The organism is Tardiphaga sp. 619_E2_N8_4, assembly GCF_051810905.1.
Classification (GTDB): Bacteria; Pseudomonadota; Alphaproteobacteria; order Rhizobiales; family Xanthobacteraceae; genus Tardiphaga; species Tardiphaga robiniae.
Genome location: NZ_JBPWQJ010000001.1, coordinates 5,104,967 through 5,123,984, shown reverse-complemented (window position 1 = coordinate 5,123,984; position 19,018 = coordinate 5,104,967). Strand labels below are relative to the sequence as shown.

Genomic DNA, 19,018 nt, shown 5'->3' with positions numbered 1-19,018 from the left:
TCACGTCTGTGTCCGGAGAACAAGTCCGCGATCCCAGAGATTCGCGGAATGCGCACTGCAAATGGCGACCCTGCCATCTGGCCGTGACACGAATGCGCTTTAAGCAACTGTCCCATTTCGAAATTTACTCGCGAAGGGCGATCACTGCGCGGCGGTTCGCGCCGCTGTCGATATCGGCTCGCGAAAGCAAATTCAGGCGCCCGTCCAATATTGGCGGAGGTGCCTGTGGTTGTGAGCTGATTTCGTTGTTCAGTGCGATATGAGAAGTCATCTTATCAAGTATAAAATAAGTCGTTTTTTCGAATACTTTCTTATTTTTACAATAGATACGCCGCGATTTGTGGATTTTTCCGGGCATTCCCAAAAATAGACTGTCTAAATGAAGTATTACTGTCGAATGGTTCATCTTTATTAATACGCTGTTTCATTTTTGAACTTAACCAATGCAACGAAAACGCTTCAAATTTTACAGGTATTCATTGACGTCTCTGCGTTCTTAAGAATATTTTAACCCTCGCAGGACTTGGACGTTTTTCGGTCCGATCAGCTTGAGGTTGTAGTCATGAACGCTCCCGTATTGCTCGCGCAGCTCGCCGGTTCCACCACGCAGACCCCGCCGTCTCCGAAGAACCTGAAGCTCGAGAAGCCGCAAAATGGGCAGGCCATTTCGGTCCATCTCGACGGGAACACCAAGCTCGATTTTGCTGATATCGCGAGCGAGAAGCTGACCTTCGTCAAGGTCGGTGAAAAGCTGATCATCCTGTTCGACAATCAGTCGACGGTGACTGTCGATCCGGTGTTCGACTCGATGGGCAAGCCGCTCATCGATCTCGCATTCGACATGGGCTCCGATCGCACGCTGACAGGCGAGCAGTTCGCGCAAACATTTCCGATCACCACCGATCAGTCCGTTCTGCCCGCAGCCGGCGGTGCAACGGGCCCGACGGGCGGCGCGAATTTCGGTGATGCGACCGTCGGCGCGCTTGCTGCCTCCGGCGCGCGTCTCGCGCTGCTGACGGGCGAAGACACTGGTGGCGGCTTCGATAATCTCGACGATGGAACGCCTAACCCGTCGCCGATTCCCGGCGGCGTGACGGCTGTGACGCTGAACGAAGACGGTTTTGCGGAAGGCAATCTCGGCGGCACCGGTGACACGGGCGGCACCGCGACGTCCGTGACCGGTTCGCTCAATGTCGATTTCGGTACCGATGGTTCGAATCGCAGCTTCGCGTTCTCGCTGAATCAGCCGACGCTCGCCGGCCTGACCTCGGATGGTCAGACCGTTCAGCTCGCTTTCACCACCGTGAACGGCCAGCCCGTGCTGATCGGCTATGTCGGTGGCGATTTCAATGTTGCCGCCAATCAGGTCTTCACGGTGTCCCTGGATGCTTCATCGCTGCAGGGCAACTACACCTTCACCCTGTTGCGTCCGCTCGATCATCCGATCGGCGGTACCGAAGATACGATCAATCTCTCGATCAACGTGATCGCGACGGATGGTAGTGGCGACACTGTGGCCGTCACGATTCCGATCGGCATCAACGACGATACGCCAGTGATCGGCACGCCTGCCGATGCCGCGCTGACGGATCCGCTGTCCGGCAATCCGGCGACGCAGACGGGCTCGCTGGGAATCTCCTGGGGTGCCGATCGCTACAACGATCATGTCGATGGCGGCGTATCCGCGACCACCGGCGCAACGGGCGACCGCTCGGTCGTGTTTGCCAACACGCAGGTGACGGCCACCGGCGACGGTGCAACGGCCATCGGTACGCTGACGTCGCATGGCGAGACCGTCCACTACGTGCTGCTCGAAAACGGCACTGTGCTGGTTGCCTATACAGGCGCGACCGCGCCGACCAGCCTCGCCGACCTGCAGCAGAGCGGCACGCCGAGCGGTGAAGGCGAGGGTGGCGAAGGCGGAATTGCCAACAACGTCGTCTTCGTCGTGACCCTGTCCGACGCCAGCAATAGCGGCAGCTATGTCGTCACCCAGTATCGTTCGCTGGATCACGATAATGGTTCAGCCACGTTCCAGAACATCGATCTGGCCTTCAACTTCACTGCGACGGACAGCGATGGCGATACGGTCAACGGCACGCTGCATGCGGTGATTGCGGATACGGTGCCGGTTGTGACCGGTCCGGCCGACGCAAGCACCCTGAGCGAAGGCAAAACGCTGCCGAGCGAAGGCGGCGGGGACATGCCCTCCTTGCTGGTGGTCGGCGGTTCATTTACGCCGAAGGATACGGGCGCCGTATCGCTGCACATCGATTGGCGTTCGGACAATCAGAATCCGACTGCTACGGGTGGCGCACATGATCGCTCGGTCACATTCACCGCAGCGACCCAAACCGCGCTCGAAGCGCTGGGTCTGACCTCGGACGGCGCAACGATCATCTACACGATCTCCGCCGACGGTACGTTGTTGACGGCGACGACTGCGGCCAGCGAAGGCCATAGCGCGCGCACGATCTTCACCGTGCAGTTGTCCGACAGCGGAAATGGCAGCTACGACTTCACCTTGCTGGACAATCTGGACCATCGGGGCAGCTCCGAAGGCAGCCAGGCGCTGACATTTGGCTTCATTGCGACCGACAGCGATGGCGACTCGACGGTTCCAGCGAATTTCACGGTCAACATCACCGACGATGTGCCGACGGCAGGGGGAATCGAGAGCCAGACGCTGTCCGAGCAGACGCAGAGCGGTGCGACGAACGGCTTTGTGTCGACTTCGCTCGATAATGTTTCGCTCAATATCAATTGGGGCGCCGACGATGTGAACAACAACGGCGCGTCGATCGACCGCAAGGTCGCTTTCACAACCGCCGCAGCGCCTTCCGGGCTCACCTCGAATGGTGAGGCCATCACCTATGTGCTGTCGGAAAACGGAACGCTGTTGACTGCCTCGGCGGGTGAACGCGTCGTTTTCACCGTGAAGCTGTCTGACGTCGATAGCGGCACCTACACCTTCACCCTGCTGGATAACCTGGACCACGTCGGAGCCAACGGTGCGTCGATCGCGCTCGGCTTCAACTTCACGGCGACGGATGCTGATGGCGACCCGGTTGGTTCGTCATTTAGTGTTAACATCAACGACGACGTGCCGACGACCGGCGCCATTGCTGGCGAAACCCTGGTCGAGAGTACATCAGCCGAGAGCTCCAACGCATTTATCGCGAAGGCCTTGAACGGCATCTCGCTGAATGTTGACTGGAATTCCGATGATGCCAACGCCGGCGGCACGAATGATCGCAGCGTCGCCTTCACCAGCAGCGCGGCGCCGTCGGGTCTGACCTCCAACGGCCAGACGATCATCTACACGCTGTCCGACAACGGCATGTTGCTGACAGCGACAGCGGGCGCACGCACGGTGTTCACTGTGCAGCTCTCGGATACCGGCAACGGTACCTACACGTTCAATCTGCTCGACAACCTGGACCACGCCGGCGCGAATGGCGCCAGCCTGCCGCTGACATTCTCGTTCACGGCGACTGATAGCGACGGCGATACCACGTCGCCTGCATCCTTTACGGTCAATGTCACCGACGACGCGCCGAGCATCGGTACCCCGGATGTCCTGACTCTCGTCGAGAGCACCAGTCCGTCGTCGTCGAACGCATTTATCTCCGCGACCGCAACCGGCTCACTCGCGGTGGACTGGAATTCGGATGATAACAACCAGGTGTCAGGACCAGGGGCGAGCGACCGCTCTGTGGCCTTCACAGCCGCGACGCTGACGAGCCTGAACGCGCTGCATCTGACATCGAACGGGACGGCGCTGACCTATAGCTTCTCGGACAATGGGCAGTTGCTGACAGCCAAGGCAGGTGGAGCGACTGTCTTCACTGTTCAGCTGTCCGATACGGCTAATGGCACCTATACGTTCAAGCTTCTCGACAATCTCGATCATGCCTCAGGCAACGCCAAGAACGATCTGGCGCTCACCTTCGGCTTCACGGCGACCGACAGCGACGGCGACACGACGGCGCCAGCCAGCTTCACCGTCCATGTGACCGACGACGTGCCGGTGGCAGGCGTGGGAGACACGCGCGGCGTGGACGAGGACGATCTCCTGAGCGGGACGTCACCGAACCTCTTCGACCTGCAGGTCGGCGGCCGGCTGAACATCGACTGGAACTCCGACGATCACGATGGCGGGAATGTTGCCAACCGTTCCGTGTCGTTCGAGCACACGGCGGCTGCGGACAACGTCGCGGTGCGCGATGTCAATAATAATCTCGTGAATCTGACATCCGACGGAGCAACCGTCCACTATACTATTATTGGCGAGGATCTCGTCGCCTATACCGGCAATAACCCGTTCTTCAACCGTGTGTTCGTCGTCTCTCTCGACGATGACAACACCGGCTCGTACACGTTCACGCTGCTCGGATATGTCGACCATCCGACCGCCGATGGCCAGAACACGCTGACATTTACGTTCGACTATACGGCCACCGACTCGGACGGCGACAAGAGCAGCAGCGTGTTCAGCGTTACGGTCAAGGATGATGTGCCGACGATCGGTAACACGGAGTCCGAATCCGTTCGTGAAGACAGTCTGCCGACCACGTTCTATGACACGACATTCCCGGATGCGCCGAACTCGACCGTTCAGCTCGGTGATCTCAACATCAACTGGGGCGCAGATAACAATAATTCGGGCGCAACAAACAACCGTTCGGTCGTCTTCACGACCGCAGCCGGGGCCACGGGTCTGACGTCGGACGGCACCGCGATCGTCTATTCGATCTCGGCGGACGGAACGGTACTGACTGCCAAGGCTGGCGTTCGCACGGTGTTCACCGTTGAACTGTCCGATAGTGGTGATGGCAGCTACAAGTTCACGCTGTTTGACAATATCGATCACGCTGCGTCGGGGCAGAATGATGACAGCCGGACTCTATCTTTTGGCATCAAGGCCACCGATTCCGACGGCGACTCCGCGACGGCCGATTTCGTGGTCTCCATCGTGGATGACGCGCCTGAGGCACATACCGGCGATGGCCGGACCATCAATGAAAATGATCTCTCGAATGGCACATCGCCGAATGCGCCCGGTCTGACCGCTACCGGTGATCTCAACATCTCCTGGGGCGCGGATGACGCGAATCCGTCCGCCGGAGGCGGGCTCGGCGATCGCACTGTGGGCTTCCGCTTCAACTCGGCGGCGGACAACGTCGATGCAGAGAACAGCAATGGCCAGAACCTGACGCTCCGCTCGGATGGCCAGACGGTTCAATACGCATTCGACGGTCAGAAGCTGGTCGGCTATATCGGCGCCAACCTGGCAAGCGGCACGCGCATTTTCGAAGTGACGCTCAGCGATGCCAATGATGGCTCCTACACCTTCAAGCTGCTCGGTAACCTCGATCATCCTACCGGCAGCGGCACCAATCTGGTTAACCTGACCTTCAGCTACACCGCGACTGACGGTGACGGCGATACCAGCAGCAGCAACTTTACCGTGACGATCCGCGACGACGTGCCGGAAATCGGCGCACCGGTTGCTTCGACGTTGACCGAAGATACGACCATTGTGGGCGGGGGCGAGGAATTCGTGCCCCAGGCTGCGTTGAACAAGTCGCTGAACATCAATTGGGGCGCGGACGACAACAACAGCGGCACTGCAAACCGTTCGGTCGCGTTCTCGTCATCCATCGACTCCGGCGACAGCGTGCACACCACGGGCGCCGGAAGTCCCGTGCTCAAGTCAGACGGTGTGACCGTGCAGTTCCTGCGGATCTCCGATACGGAGATCTGGGGCATGGCAAACGACAACGGCGGCTCGCTGACGATCAACGATCGCAAGGTGTTCCACATCACGCTGTCCGATACGGGCAACGGTACCTACACCTTCGAGCTGCTGGATAATCTGGATCACGTCGGATCTGGCCAGGGCAGTGCACTGTCGCTGCAGCTTGGCTTCGTCGCCACGGATGCGGACGGTGACACTGACAACAGCAGCTTCACGGTTACGATCAGCGATGATAACGGCCGGCCGTCTATCGGAACGGCGCAGGCGGTTTCGGTCGATGAGGACGGTCTGACGGGCGGCAACACGCAGCCTGCCACCGGAGATCTCGCCGGTGCCGCAACGTCAGCGATGGGATCGCTTGCTATCTCCTGGGGAGCTGACAACAACAATTCCGGGGCGGCCGATCGCTCGGTGGCGTTCTCTGGCATCAGCGATGGCCAGAATGCGATGTCCAATGTCGGCCCTCTGACCGTCGATGGGGCGCAGGTCAAACTGTGGGTCGTCGGTAATACGGTTTATGGCTACACCGGCAGCAACCCGGTGAATGGCTCGACGCCGCCATCGGCTGGCAGCCAGGTGTTCACTGTCTCGCTCAGCGATCTATCCTCGGGCAACTATACCTTCAACCTGCTGAAGCATCTCGATCACCCGGCAGGTAACAACGAGAACGATATCACCCTCAGCTTCGGCTATCAGGCCACGGACGCCGATGGCGATGTCACAGCGGCATCGACATTCACCGTCACGGTCAATGACGATTCGCCAGTTACGACGGGAGCGGTAGCCGCGGCGACGGTGCTGGACGACGATGCATTTGCTGGCGGCAACGCGGGCGGCGCTGGCGATGTCACCAATGCCACCTCGGCAACGGGCGCAGCCGGTGCGCTGTTCTCGGCCGGCGCGGACGGGTTCAAGAGCGTGACGCTTGGGACGACGACGGCATTCAGTGCGATTTACAAGGATGCCAACGGCGTTGCTCACCAGGAATCCGTCACGTGGGGATCGGCAAGTGTATCGGGTGGCGTGACCACCTGGACCGCGATCGGTGCCGTCAGTGGCGCCACCGTGGCAACATTGGCGATCGGTGCAAACGGCTCTTACACCTTCACAACCTCCAAGCCATTGGTGCATCCAACGGCCGGAGCTAATGAAGAAAACCTGTCGCTGACCTTCAACTACACCGTGACCGACGGCGATAACGATCCAGCCACCGGATCGCTGACGGTTAACGTCAATGACGATACCCCGGTATCCCAGGGCACCGTGACGGCCGCGACGACACTTGATGACGAAGCGCAGACCGTCTTCACGCCGACCAATGCCGGAGGTGGGTCTGGCGATGTGAGCCCGGACACCAACACCACGTCGGGAGCCGCCGGCAGCCTGTTCACCGCCGGTGCTGATGGCTTCAAATCGGTCGCAATGACATCCGCGACCTTCAGCGTCGTCTACAAGGATGCCAACGGCTTCGCTCTGACCGAGACCGCGACCTGGGGCTCGCCCGTGGTGGGCGCCAATGGCGCCACCACCTGGACGGCGACTAGCTCGCATTACGGCTCAGCAGCGGTTCTGGTCATTGGTGCGAACGGTTCGTACACGCTGACCGTGAACGCGCCGATCGCGCATGCAACGCCTGGAACGACGGAAGAGAACAAGGCGCTGACCTTCAACTTCACGGTCACCGACGGCGATGGTGACACCGCCACCGGCTCGCTGACGGTCAACGTCAATGACGACACACCGGTGTCGAAGGGCATCGTGACGGCCGCGACGACGCTTGACGATGAAGCGCAGTCGCTGTTCCCGGCCAACACCGCAAATGTGTCGGGCGATGTGAGCCCCGACGTGAAGACGGTCTCCGGCGCTGCCGGCAGCCTGTTCACTGCTGGTGCAGACGGCGTGAAATCCGTTGCGATGACGTCGGCAACCTTCGGCGTCATATACAAGGACGCCAATGGCTTCGCGCAGACCGAGACCGCGACCTGGGGCTCGCCGGTGGTGGGCGCCAATGGTGTCACCACCTGGACGGCAACCAGCGCGCATTACGGCTCGGCCGCCGTGCTTGTCATCAATGCCGACGGTTCCTATAGCGTCACCGTCAACGCACCGGTCGTCCATCCCGCCAACAGCACGACGGAAGACAACAAGGCGCTGACCTTCAACATCGCCGTCACCGATGGCGATGGCGATACGGCGACCGGCTCGCTCACCGTGAATGTCAACGACGATACCGTCGTCCTCGGGACAGCCGTGGCGGGCTTCGTCGATGAAGGCAATCTGGCCGGCGGCAACAAGGACGACGGTTATCCGGGCGACCTGACGATTGCCCAGGGTGACAACGGTACGCGCACCACGTCCGGTTCGCTGGCGATTGCGTTCGGCGCCGACGGCAAGGCGGCGACCGTTACGGGCGGCACGTCGACGCAGACATTTACATTCAGCGGCAACAGCAACCTGACTGCCGATCTGATCGTCACCCAGGGCACGGTCAATCATCCATCTGCCTCGGGGATCGTGTTCGGCGGCATCAACAATCCGATTATCATCAATGCCAATGACAGCTTGCCGTTCAAGCTGGACGCGATCGACCTGGGACTGTCGGGTGCCGCAACGACACCGACCGTCATTCTGAAGGGCTACGATTCCAACAACAATCTCGTCGCAACCTATACGTTGAGCGTGGCCAATGTTGCAGCGCTCACGTCGGGCACGCCCACGCATTTCAATGCCGCGGGTACACCGTTCGCGAATGTTCTGATCGACAGGCTCGAGATCTATACTGGTAACGGCTTCAACGGTTACGTGATGGCCGACAACCTGGTCGTCACGCAGAATACCAGCAGCGGCCCGGTCGTGGTCGATGCCGCCGTCACCTTCACCGATCATTCGAACGGACTGGCCAACATCGTCGTCAAGGATGCCAATGGCAACGACGTGACTGCGTCGCTGACGTCGAACGGGCAGGCCGTTCATTATGCGATGATCGATGCCGTGACCCTGATCGGCTACACCGGCGCCACCGCGCCGACGTCGCTCAGCGATGCCCGTGTGGTGTTCTCGGCCGTTCTGTCGAGCGCCTCGGCGAACGGTGCCTACACCTTCACGCAGAACGCAAACCTCGATCATCCGATCGCGGGCCAAGAGGACGATCTCACCTTCACCTTTAACTTCACTGCCAAGGACGGCGACGGTGACAAGGCGAACGGACACTTCACGGTCACCGTCGATGACGACGCTCCGACCGCGGCTGCTGCCGTGCTTACGGGAGCGGTCTATGAAAGCGAACTGAGCACCGCTACCGGCGATCTGTCGACCGGCACGCAGGCCGGAAACGCCGATAACAAGAATGGTGATGCAGGTACCGACGATTCGATCCTTGTCGGGAATCTGTCGTCACTGGTTTCAATGGGAGCGGATTCGCCCGGTACCTTTGTGGTGGAGACCACGGGCCTGTCGGCGTCACTGACTTCACTGACTTCGGGCGGTGTTGTGCTGACCTATACGGTCGTCGGAAACACGCTCATCGCTTGGGCTGGTTCGAACCAGATCTTCACCTTCGCAGTCAATGCCTCGACCGGCGCTTACACGTTCACGCTCAAGGGGCAAATTGATCACGTTGCGAATTACGTGATCGACAATGCCTCGATTCCGGTCGCAGCGATCGACCAGCCGGGCGAAATCTATGCGGTTGCGGCGATCAACGGCAATCCTCGTGCTTTTGAAGGCCGCCTGCCAGACGGCGATGTCATCATCAGCATCACGAACAGCGGAAACACGGCGGTTAACTGGGTCCTGGATAACACGTCCGGCGGCACCGATTATCCGCTGTCGATCGCTGCGAACACGACGATCTTTATCAACGTTGGACAAATCTCGACGCCGCCCAACGTGCACTTCGAGTTGACCGGACCGGGTGCCCCGAACGGGCAGACGACGGTAAATTCGGGTCATCAGGATATCGCCGTTACCGGCGGAACAGATACGCTTGCGCTCGATCTTTCTTCGGCGGTTACCGTTCGCGATGGCGACGGCGATATCGTTGCATTGCACGATCAGCTCATCGTGACCGTGACCGACGATGCTCCCGTCCTGGCTGGTGCTGCGGCGACTGTGGCAGTCGACGAGACCAGCACGCCCCTGGCGCAGGTGGCCTATGGCAGCCTGAAGATCACGATCGGCGGTGACAAGGTCGGCGCGCATCTCGACTTTGCGACCGACAGCAATGGCCAGCCTGTGCATCCGGCCGGTCTGACATCGGACGGCGTGGCGCTCGACTACGTGCTGCGGACCACCCAGTATGGCGAGAAGCAGCTCGTCGCCTTCAAGCATGGCGACACGGTCGACAATCCGGTCTTCATCGTGGCGCTCAGCTCGCCCTCGAATCCGACCTATATCTTCACGTTGTTCCAGAACCTCGATCACGCGGCGAATTCGAACACGCTCGATCTCGGCTTCACGGTGCGCGCGACCGACGGGGACGGCGACTATGTGGATCAGGCGATCCACATCAACGTGACGGATTCGGTCCCGACCATTCCGGCGACGACAGTTCAGCGCGCAGGCGTACAGGACGATGCGCTGATCAACGGCAATCCTGAGCCCGGCGATACGGCAACGGCGTCGGGTACGTTGAGTCACAACTTCGGTGCGGACAGCAACGGTCATCTGTCGTGGGTCAGCGCGACGCTGCCGACCGGTGGATATACCAGCGTTATCAACGGCAACGTTTTTGAGGTCTATCAACTGCAGAACAACGTGAACGTGAAGGTCTTCACGGTCACTCTCAATCCGACCACCGGCGAATATCAGGTGGAGCAGTTCGCGGCTATCCATCATCCGAATGGCGCCGGCGAACTCGGTGAAGGATTCAATCTTAGCTATCGCGTCACCGATGGTGACGGCGACTATGTGGAGAGCTATCTGCGCGTCGTTGTCGGCGATGACGTGCCGGTGATCATCGGCAACGCGACGCAGGCCAACCTGCTCACCAACGGCGATTTCTCGGGCGGCAGTTCCTGGCATGACGCCTCGTACGGTGATTGGGCGACGGGCGCTACCGGTTGGAAGATCACCGGTACGGAAGCCGGCCAGACCGGTGTTCAGCTCGAGCGCGTCCCAAGCGGCTATTTCGGGGTTGTGACGTCGAATGGCGAACCGATGGTTGACCTCGGTGCATCGCCGGGCAACATCGCAGTCTCCCAGACCCTCAACGGTCTGACGGCCGGCCAGCACTATACGCTGAGCTTCGAGATCGGCACGTACGATCCGTCGTCCTCGGGACTCCAGGTCTATTGGAACGGGCAGCTCTTTGGCACCTATGCGCCGGGCTCGACCATGGCCATCCAGACGCTCGACCTCATTGCGGCCGGTGGTGCGAACACCGTCACCTTCAAGGAGGTTGGTTACGCGGGCGACAACACCGGCACCTATCTCGCGAATGTCAGCCTGGTTCAGGCGTCGTCGACGTCACTGCCGCTCTTCCACGCGGATATCGGCGAGGATGGCTCGTCCGTCGTGTCGCTGGTCAGCGGGACTAACTACCGCTTCGGTGCCGATGGCCCGGGCTCTGTGGCATTCGACACTGCACACGCCACCATTTCCACCCCGGCCGGTACCACGCTCGGCGTGCCGTCGATCTCCTACGATCCGGTCACGGGCAAGGTGACGGTCAATCCGGGCTGGGGCTTCAACGGCCTGAGCGAAGGTGAGATCGCAACCCTGTCGGTGCCATTCACCGTCACGGACGCGGATGGCGACAGCAAGTCCGGGGTCTATCAGTTCACGATTCACGGCACCAATGACGCTGTTGGGACCTCGATAGGTTTTCCCGACACCGGAACGATGACCGAATATGCGGAAATCGATCCGCAAGCAGGATCGACGGCAGATCGCACGCGCTTTAACGACAGCTCCTCGGGCGGCGGCTACAACGGCGGCGGCTTCTGGATCTATGACGATCAGGGCGACACCCATACGCTGACCGTGACGCCTCAGGGTGCGGGCTATATCGGATACGTGACTGCAGTGGTCGCGGAAGAGACGTTGAATGACGGCAATGGCTTCGTCGATTGGCAGTATCACGTCACCGATGCACAGCTGAATTTCCTTGGCGCTGGAGAGACCAAGCAAGAGGTCTTCCGCATCCTCGTCAGCGACGGGCACGGTTCGTCGGCCTATCGCGACATCACGGTCACGTTGGTCGGCAGCAACGACAAGCCGGTGATCTCGATTGATGGCGGCGACAGCGACCATGTGTTCCTGACCGAAACCAATGCCGGGCTGACTGCCAACGGCACACTGAGCGTGACGGACGTCGATCTCTCCGACACGGTCACCGCGAACGTGTTGTCGGTGACAGCATCGGGCTCTGGAATTGAATCGCACTTCACCAATGCGCAATTGCTGGCCTTCATGACGGTTGCAACCGGTGACGTGACCCCGGCTGGCAGCGCCGCCGGCGATCTTGCATGGACCTTCAATTCGCAGGGCCAGGCCTTCGATTTCCTGCCCAATGGCTGGGAATCCGTCCTCAGCTATACGATCCAGGTCTCGGACGGTCACGGCGGCATGGACACCCATGTGGTCGAGATCAAGATCCATGGCACCAATGACGCGCCGGTCGTCGATCTGAACGGTGCTGCGTCGGCAGGCAATGACATCGCTGTCACCGCCGTCGAGCAGTTGCCGCAGTGGATCTTGAGCAGCGCAACTATTACCGACGTCGATTCCACGACGATGCATTCGATGAAGGTCACGTTGACAACGCAGCCGGATGGGCTCGGTGTCGAGGGCCTTTCGTTCAATACGAGTGCGACGAACGCTCTGACGGCGGCCGGTCTTACCTATGGCTATGACGCGACCACCGGCGTTCTCACAGTGACCGGCGATGCGTCCAACGCCGTCTACCAGACCATCATGCGCGGTGTTGTCTATCAGTACACCGGCGATGCCCCGAGCACGGGCGACCGCACTGTGACCGTGGTCGTCAATGACGGTCTGGATAACAGCATCACGCACACGGCAACGGTGCATGTGCTGCCCATGAACGACGCGCCGTCGCTGGCGGGTCCGCTCGCGGCAACCGTGACCGAAGGTGGGATCCACACCCTCACGGCCGACGAACTCGGCTACACCGATCCGGACAACACATCCTCCGAAATCGTCTTCCATGTGTCGGGCGTTCAGCACGGCACCGTCATGAACGGTGGCGCTCCGGCGACGTCGTTCACGGCCGCCGAGCTTGCCGCCGGGTTGATTACCTTCACCCATGACGGTTCGGACAGTTCGCCGACGACTTTCCAGGTCTATGTGGAGGACGGCAACCAGGACAGCTCGACGCCGGTCCCCGGCGCCTTCACATTCACCGTGAACGGCGTGAATGATGCGCCGGTCAACACCTTGCCAGCCGGTCCGCTCACGGTTGCGGAGGATACCCCGCTTGCGATCACCGGCCTGTCGATCAGCGATAGCGATGCTGGTACGTCGTCGGTGACGACGACCCTGTCGGTCACCAGCGGTATGCTCACGGTGCTGGGTGGTTCAGGTGTCACCATCGCCGGCAATGGCTCGGCTACGGTCACACTCACGGGTAGCCAGGCCGATATCAACGCCGCACTGGCCCTGGCCAACGGCGTCGTCTATCAGGACGCGCTCAACCACAACGGCGGGGTCGACCTCACGGTCACCACCTCAGACCTCGGGCACAATGGTTCCGGCGGCGTCCTGACCGACACCGACACCATTCACATCAACGTCACGCCGGTGAACGACGCCGCGGTCATCTCCGGGAATACGTCAGGCACGGCCGTCGAAGCGATGATCTATACGACCGGGTCTTCGGCAACGGGCGATTTGAATTCGACGGATGTCGACAACGCTGCCGATGCCTGGACTGCTGTCACTACGGCCACCGCGACCGCCAGTGGCTATGGCAAGTATACGATCGACGCCTCGGGGCACTGGACCTACACCGTCAACGACGAGAATACGGTGGTGGACGCGTTGAAGGCAGGCGAACACCTGTCCGATACTTTCACGGTCACTACGGTGGATGGTACCCCGCAGATCGTGACGGTCACGATCACGGGGGTTAACGACTACCCGGTTGCGAATAATGATGGCCAGTACGTGGTCGGCGAAGACGTCGTGACAGTGTTTCAGGCGAGTACGTTGCTTGCTAACGATACAGATGCCGAACATGACACGTTGAACGTGGACATGGTCTTCGAGGCTGCGAGCGGTGCCACGGTCACTCTGAATGCAGACGGCACGATCAGCTACGATCCGAGGGGTGTCAGCATCCTGCAGAAGCTTACAGCCGATCAAACCATGACCGACGAATTCACTTACAGGATCAATGATGGTCATGGCGGCATATCGACCGCGACGGTGTATATCGTGGTTCAGGGTGCTAACGACGCGCCGGTGATTACGTCCGTCGCAAGCGACGCCAAGGGAACGGTGGTGGAAGACGCCCCGGTCAATGTCGTCAGCGGCCAGTTGACCGCTTTCGATATCGACAATGATGCGAATGATGCGCCCCAAATCTGGACGATTTCCGGCACGCCGGCCTATGGCACGATCGCGATCGATGCGACCGGCAAGTGGACCTACACGCTGAATAATAACCTGCCGGGAGTCCAGGCTCTGGGCGATGGGCAGCAGGTCACAGAAGTCTTCACCGCAACGGTGGCTGATAACCATGGCGCCACGGCAACCCAGACGGTGACGGTCACGGTGACCGGCACGAACGATGCTGCGGTGCTGTCGTCGGCGGTAGTGCCGCTGACTGAAGGCGATACCATTGCTGCGATCAGCACCGGTGGGACACTGACGATCAGCGACGTTGATAGTTCCGCCACCTTCGTTGCGCAGAACAACGTGTCGGGCAATTACGGCACGTTCACGATCGGCACCAACGGCGTCTGGAGCTTCACGGCGACCTCCGCTCACAACGAGTTCGTGGCGGGGCAGGTCTATAGCGAGACCTTCGCAGTGACGTCGGCAGACGGCACTGCGACCTCGGTGAAGATCAACATCACGGGCACCAACGATGCGCCGGTGCTGACTGGTGATCGTGCCGCGACCGTTGCCGAAGGTGACGCTTACACGATCGTTGCAACGGATCTCGGCTTCTCGGACCCGGACGACGTCGAATCCGGCGAGACGTTCACCGTCTCGTCGCTCGTCAACGGCACGCTGCTGGTCAACGGCGCGGTGGCGACGACATTCACGGGCACGCAACTGGCGGCCGGCCAGGTGTCGTTCAAGCACGATGGTAGCGAGACCAGTTCGGCAAGCTTCCAGGTCAAGGTCGAGGACGGCAACGAGGACAACTCCGCGGCGACCACCCAGCCGTTCACCCTCACTGTCACACCGGTGAATGACGGTGCGGCCTCGATCTCGATCACCGATACGACGCAGGCTGGGCCTGCGCCGAAGATCGGCGACGTCCTGCAGACCAATCTGGGCACCGACCCGGATGGTACGCAGAGCAATATCGTCTATCACTGGCAGAGCGATGGTCAGAACATCGCCGGCGCAACGGCGGCGACCTACACGCTGACGTCCGGCGATGTCGGTCACAAGATCTCGCTCAACGTGACCTATACTGACGGCCAGGGCTTCAACGAGAACGTAACGAGCTCGCAGACCGCTGAGGTGACCAGCGGCAACCACGCGCCAGTTGCTGTCGATGACACCTATACCGGCTCCGCGAACTCTATGCCCTCAAACCTGAGCGGATGGACCGCTTACAACGGTCACTACTACAAGGTGATCACGGATAATCTCACTTGGGATGATGCGAAGGCGGCTGCGGCTGCGACCGGCGGTTATCTGGCAACGATCACGTCGGCCGGCGAGAATAGCTTTGTTGCGAATCTCGGTTGGTACGCCGGCGTCATCGGTGTCTGGCTGGGTGGATCGGACGCCGCTGTGGAAGGAAGCTGGCAGTGGGGCACCGGTCCTGAGGCAGGGCAGGCCGTCACCTATACGAACTGGAATCCAGGTGAGCCGAGTGGCGGAGTCTGGGTCTTCCAGGGTGGCAACTGGTCCTACGCACAAGAAGACAGTCTGATCCTGTGGACCCAGGGCCCCGCGCTTGGTTCGTGGAACGATGGTACCGGTATGGCTCAGTCAGGCTTCGGCTATGTCATCGAATACGGTGGCGTCCCCACGGTGCCGACCGAAGACACCGTCATGACCATCTCCGCCGCCACCTTGCTGGCCAACGACTCGGATCCGGATGCTGGCGATACGTTCAGCATCACCTCGGTTCAGGGCGCGACGCATGGCACGGTGTCGCTGAGTGCCGATCATCAGACCATCACGTTCACGCCGGATGCGAATTACAACGGCGCGGCGAGCTTCACCTATACGATCACCGACAGCCACGGTGCGACGTCGACGTCGACGGCGACGGTGACGTTCAACCTGGGGGCCGTCAACGATGCGCCGGTCGCCGGCACCGATGCGATCTTCACCAACAGCTCCAGCGTCACCATCCCAACATGGGCGCTGCTGGCGAATGACACGGATGTGGACGGCGATACGCTCTCCATCACGGCGAGCAGTGCAGGCACGCTCGGCAGCGGATCGATCTCCGGTGTCAGCAGCGGCAGCAGCTTCACCTATACGGTTTCCGATGGCTCGAAGACGGGCACCGGCAACGTGACGGTGACGCAGGATGCCGCCGGTGCGCTCGACGGCAACGAATCCGCGAATATTCTCGTCGCGGTCGATACGCCCGTGGCGCAGATATCGAAGATCACCTTTGCCTCGAGCTACGACCAGGGCGACAAGGTCTCGATCTCCGTCGACGGTGTCACATACAACTACACGGTCGCGAGCGGCGGTCAGACCGGCGAACAGGTCTACGACGCGCTCAAGGCGGTGAGCGTGGGTGGTGTGACGCTGGCGAACAGCCTCTCGGCCAAGGGCGTCACCTGGGCGAGCGATCTGACCAGCAATGCCGTGACGCTGACCAGCACTGCAGGCGCCGCTAATGCCTTCACGGTGGCTGCAGCCGTCGACAACTCAGCGGATGTCGGGAAGCCGTGGGTCGCAAGCGTCAACTTCGCCGAGCCGGGAAATTGGGGGCCCAGCAGCAGCATCGCCATCACGATCAATGGGGTGGAGTATAAGGTTAACAGTTCCAGCGGTGTCACCTTCGCTAACGCGGAGAATAGTTTGGTGACCGTGCTAGTTAATGCTGGCTTCTCTGCATCCTACGTCGCGAGCACCGATGTTTTCACGGTTTCGAGTTCGACCGCGATTACGTCGGCAAGCGGAAGTCTGAAGCACGGTAGCACCACCGACTCTGTTACTGGCAGTATCACGGCAGGGGCTGCTCCTACCGACCAGACGATCACCATCTCGACCACGCAGACCGCATCCAATGGCGGCACCGTGATGAACGGTTATGGCGGTGACGATGTCCTCGTCGGCGGAACTGGCAACGACACGCTCAATGGCGGTGCCGGCAACGACACGCTCTATGGCGGCGCCGGTGCGGATACGTTCAAGCTCAGCACGACCTCCGGCACCGACACGATCAAGGACTTCACGGTCGGAACGGACAAGATTGCGTTGCTCGATAACGGCGATGGCAATAACGGAAGCCTCAATTTCACCAACACGACCGGCGGAAATGGGTTGAGCGCGTCCGACTTCCTGAGCGTGGCGAATTCGGCTGCGGTGGGTGATATCGATAACCGCGTCATCGTCTTCCAGACCGCGGTGACCGATGCCCAGATCAACAGCCTGACCATGAACCAGGCTCAGAGCGACTATGTCGTCATCTACAACAGCACGCAGGGCCGAGCTGAAATCTGGTTCGATGCCGATTGGGGCAACGCGACCGGACGTACCCTGGTGGCGGTGCTGCAGGGCGTGACGCTGGCGCAGGTGAGCGGCCTCACGGCTGCAAGCTTCTCGGCCTATAGCAGTGCCACCGATCCGATCGTGCTCGATCTCGATCACAACGGCTTCTCCTTCGTTGCGGTCCAGAACGGTGTCTCCTTCGACATCAATGCGGACGGCGCGAAGGATCAGGTGGCCTGGACCTCGACGGACGGCATTCTGGCCTATGACCTGAATGGCGACGGCAAGATCAACAGCGGCTCCGAGATCTTCACGACGAGCTTCAACGGCGGACACTTCGCAAGCGGTGTCGCGGCGCTGGCTTCGCTCGACAGCAACCATGACAGCAAGATCGACGCGGGCGATACTGCCTTCTCGAAACTGTCGGTCTGGGTCGATGCCAACCACAACGGCGTCACGGATGCTGGCGAATTGGTGTCGCTGGCCAGCCTCGGCATCGCCGGCATCAACCTCGATGCCACGGCGAACACGGGTACCATCGACGGCCAGTCCGTGGCGTCGAAAGGCACCTTCACCTATGCCGATGGGTCGCAGGGCGCGTTTGTCGAGGTCAATCTCGACACCACGCTCGGTGAGGTCACGCACAATAGCGGCGACATGGTGCTCGCTGACGGTTCGCTGACGACATTCGGCGGAGCGCTCGACAACACCGGCACCATCTCCGGCGCCGGCCAGCTAGGCGACGATCAGCTCACGCTGCTGAACGAAGGCACGATCGTTGCCGACGGCAGCAACGCGCTGGTCATCGACACCGGTGAAAATGCGGTGATCAACACCGGCACGCTGGAAGCGACCGGTACCGGCGGCCTCGATGTCCATAGCGACGTCGTCAATGACGGTGTGTTGTGGGCGAATGGCGGCAGTATCGATCTCGAAGGCAATGTCACAGGCACCGGTTCGGCGCTGTTGTCGGGTCATTCCAGCCTCGAGATCGGCGGCGCGTTCGACGAGCAGATCACCTTCGACAGCACGGCCGAAGGCACGCTGGTGATCGACGACTCCGCCGACTTCCACGGCATGCTGTCCGGCTTCGATGGCAATGACACCATCGATCTGACCGACATTCTGGGTAGCTCCGCTTCGGCGAGCTACACCGAGAATGCGCAGGGAACGGGCGGCGTGCTCACGGTGACCGATGGTTCGCATACCGCGAATATCGCGTTCTCCGGCCAGTATACGTCGGCGGACTTCGTGCTCAGCGCCGACATCAGCAACCACGTGCTGGTGAAGATCGAACAGCAGGCCCAGCAGCTCACAAACGCTGCCTGAGCTCCTTGCTGATCCCGCGCGCAAACGAAAACCGCCGGAGGGTCACCTCCGGCGGTTTTGTTTATGGGGAAGAGACAGCGGGGTTCGGCTGGCGGACGCCAGTCC

General features: G+C 60.7%; 1 protein-coding gene. It reads left to right on the top strand.

Annotated features, from left to right (window positions below; genetic code table 11):
• Positions 1-562 precede the first annotated feature (562 nt).
• The gene (locus AB8A23_RS24530; protein ID WP_439057863.1) at positions 563-18,913 is read left to right on the top strand and encodes a T1SS-143 repeat domain-containing protein; all 18,351 of its coding nucleotides are present in this window, start codon (positions 563-565) and stop codon (positions 18,911-18,913) included.
• Positions 18,914-19,018 lie beyond the last annotated feature (105 nt).

What these genes read in the sequence shown, in the direction of transcription:
- AB8A23_RS24530 (WP_439057863.1), top strand. Translation starts at nt 563, where the DNA reads ATGAACGCTCCCGTATTGCTCGCGCAGCTCGCCGGTTCCACCACGCAG.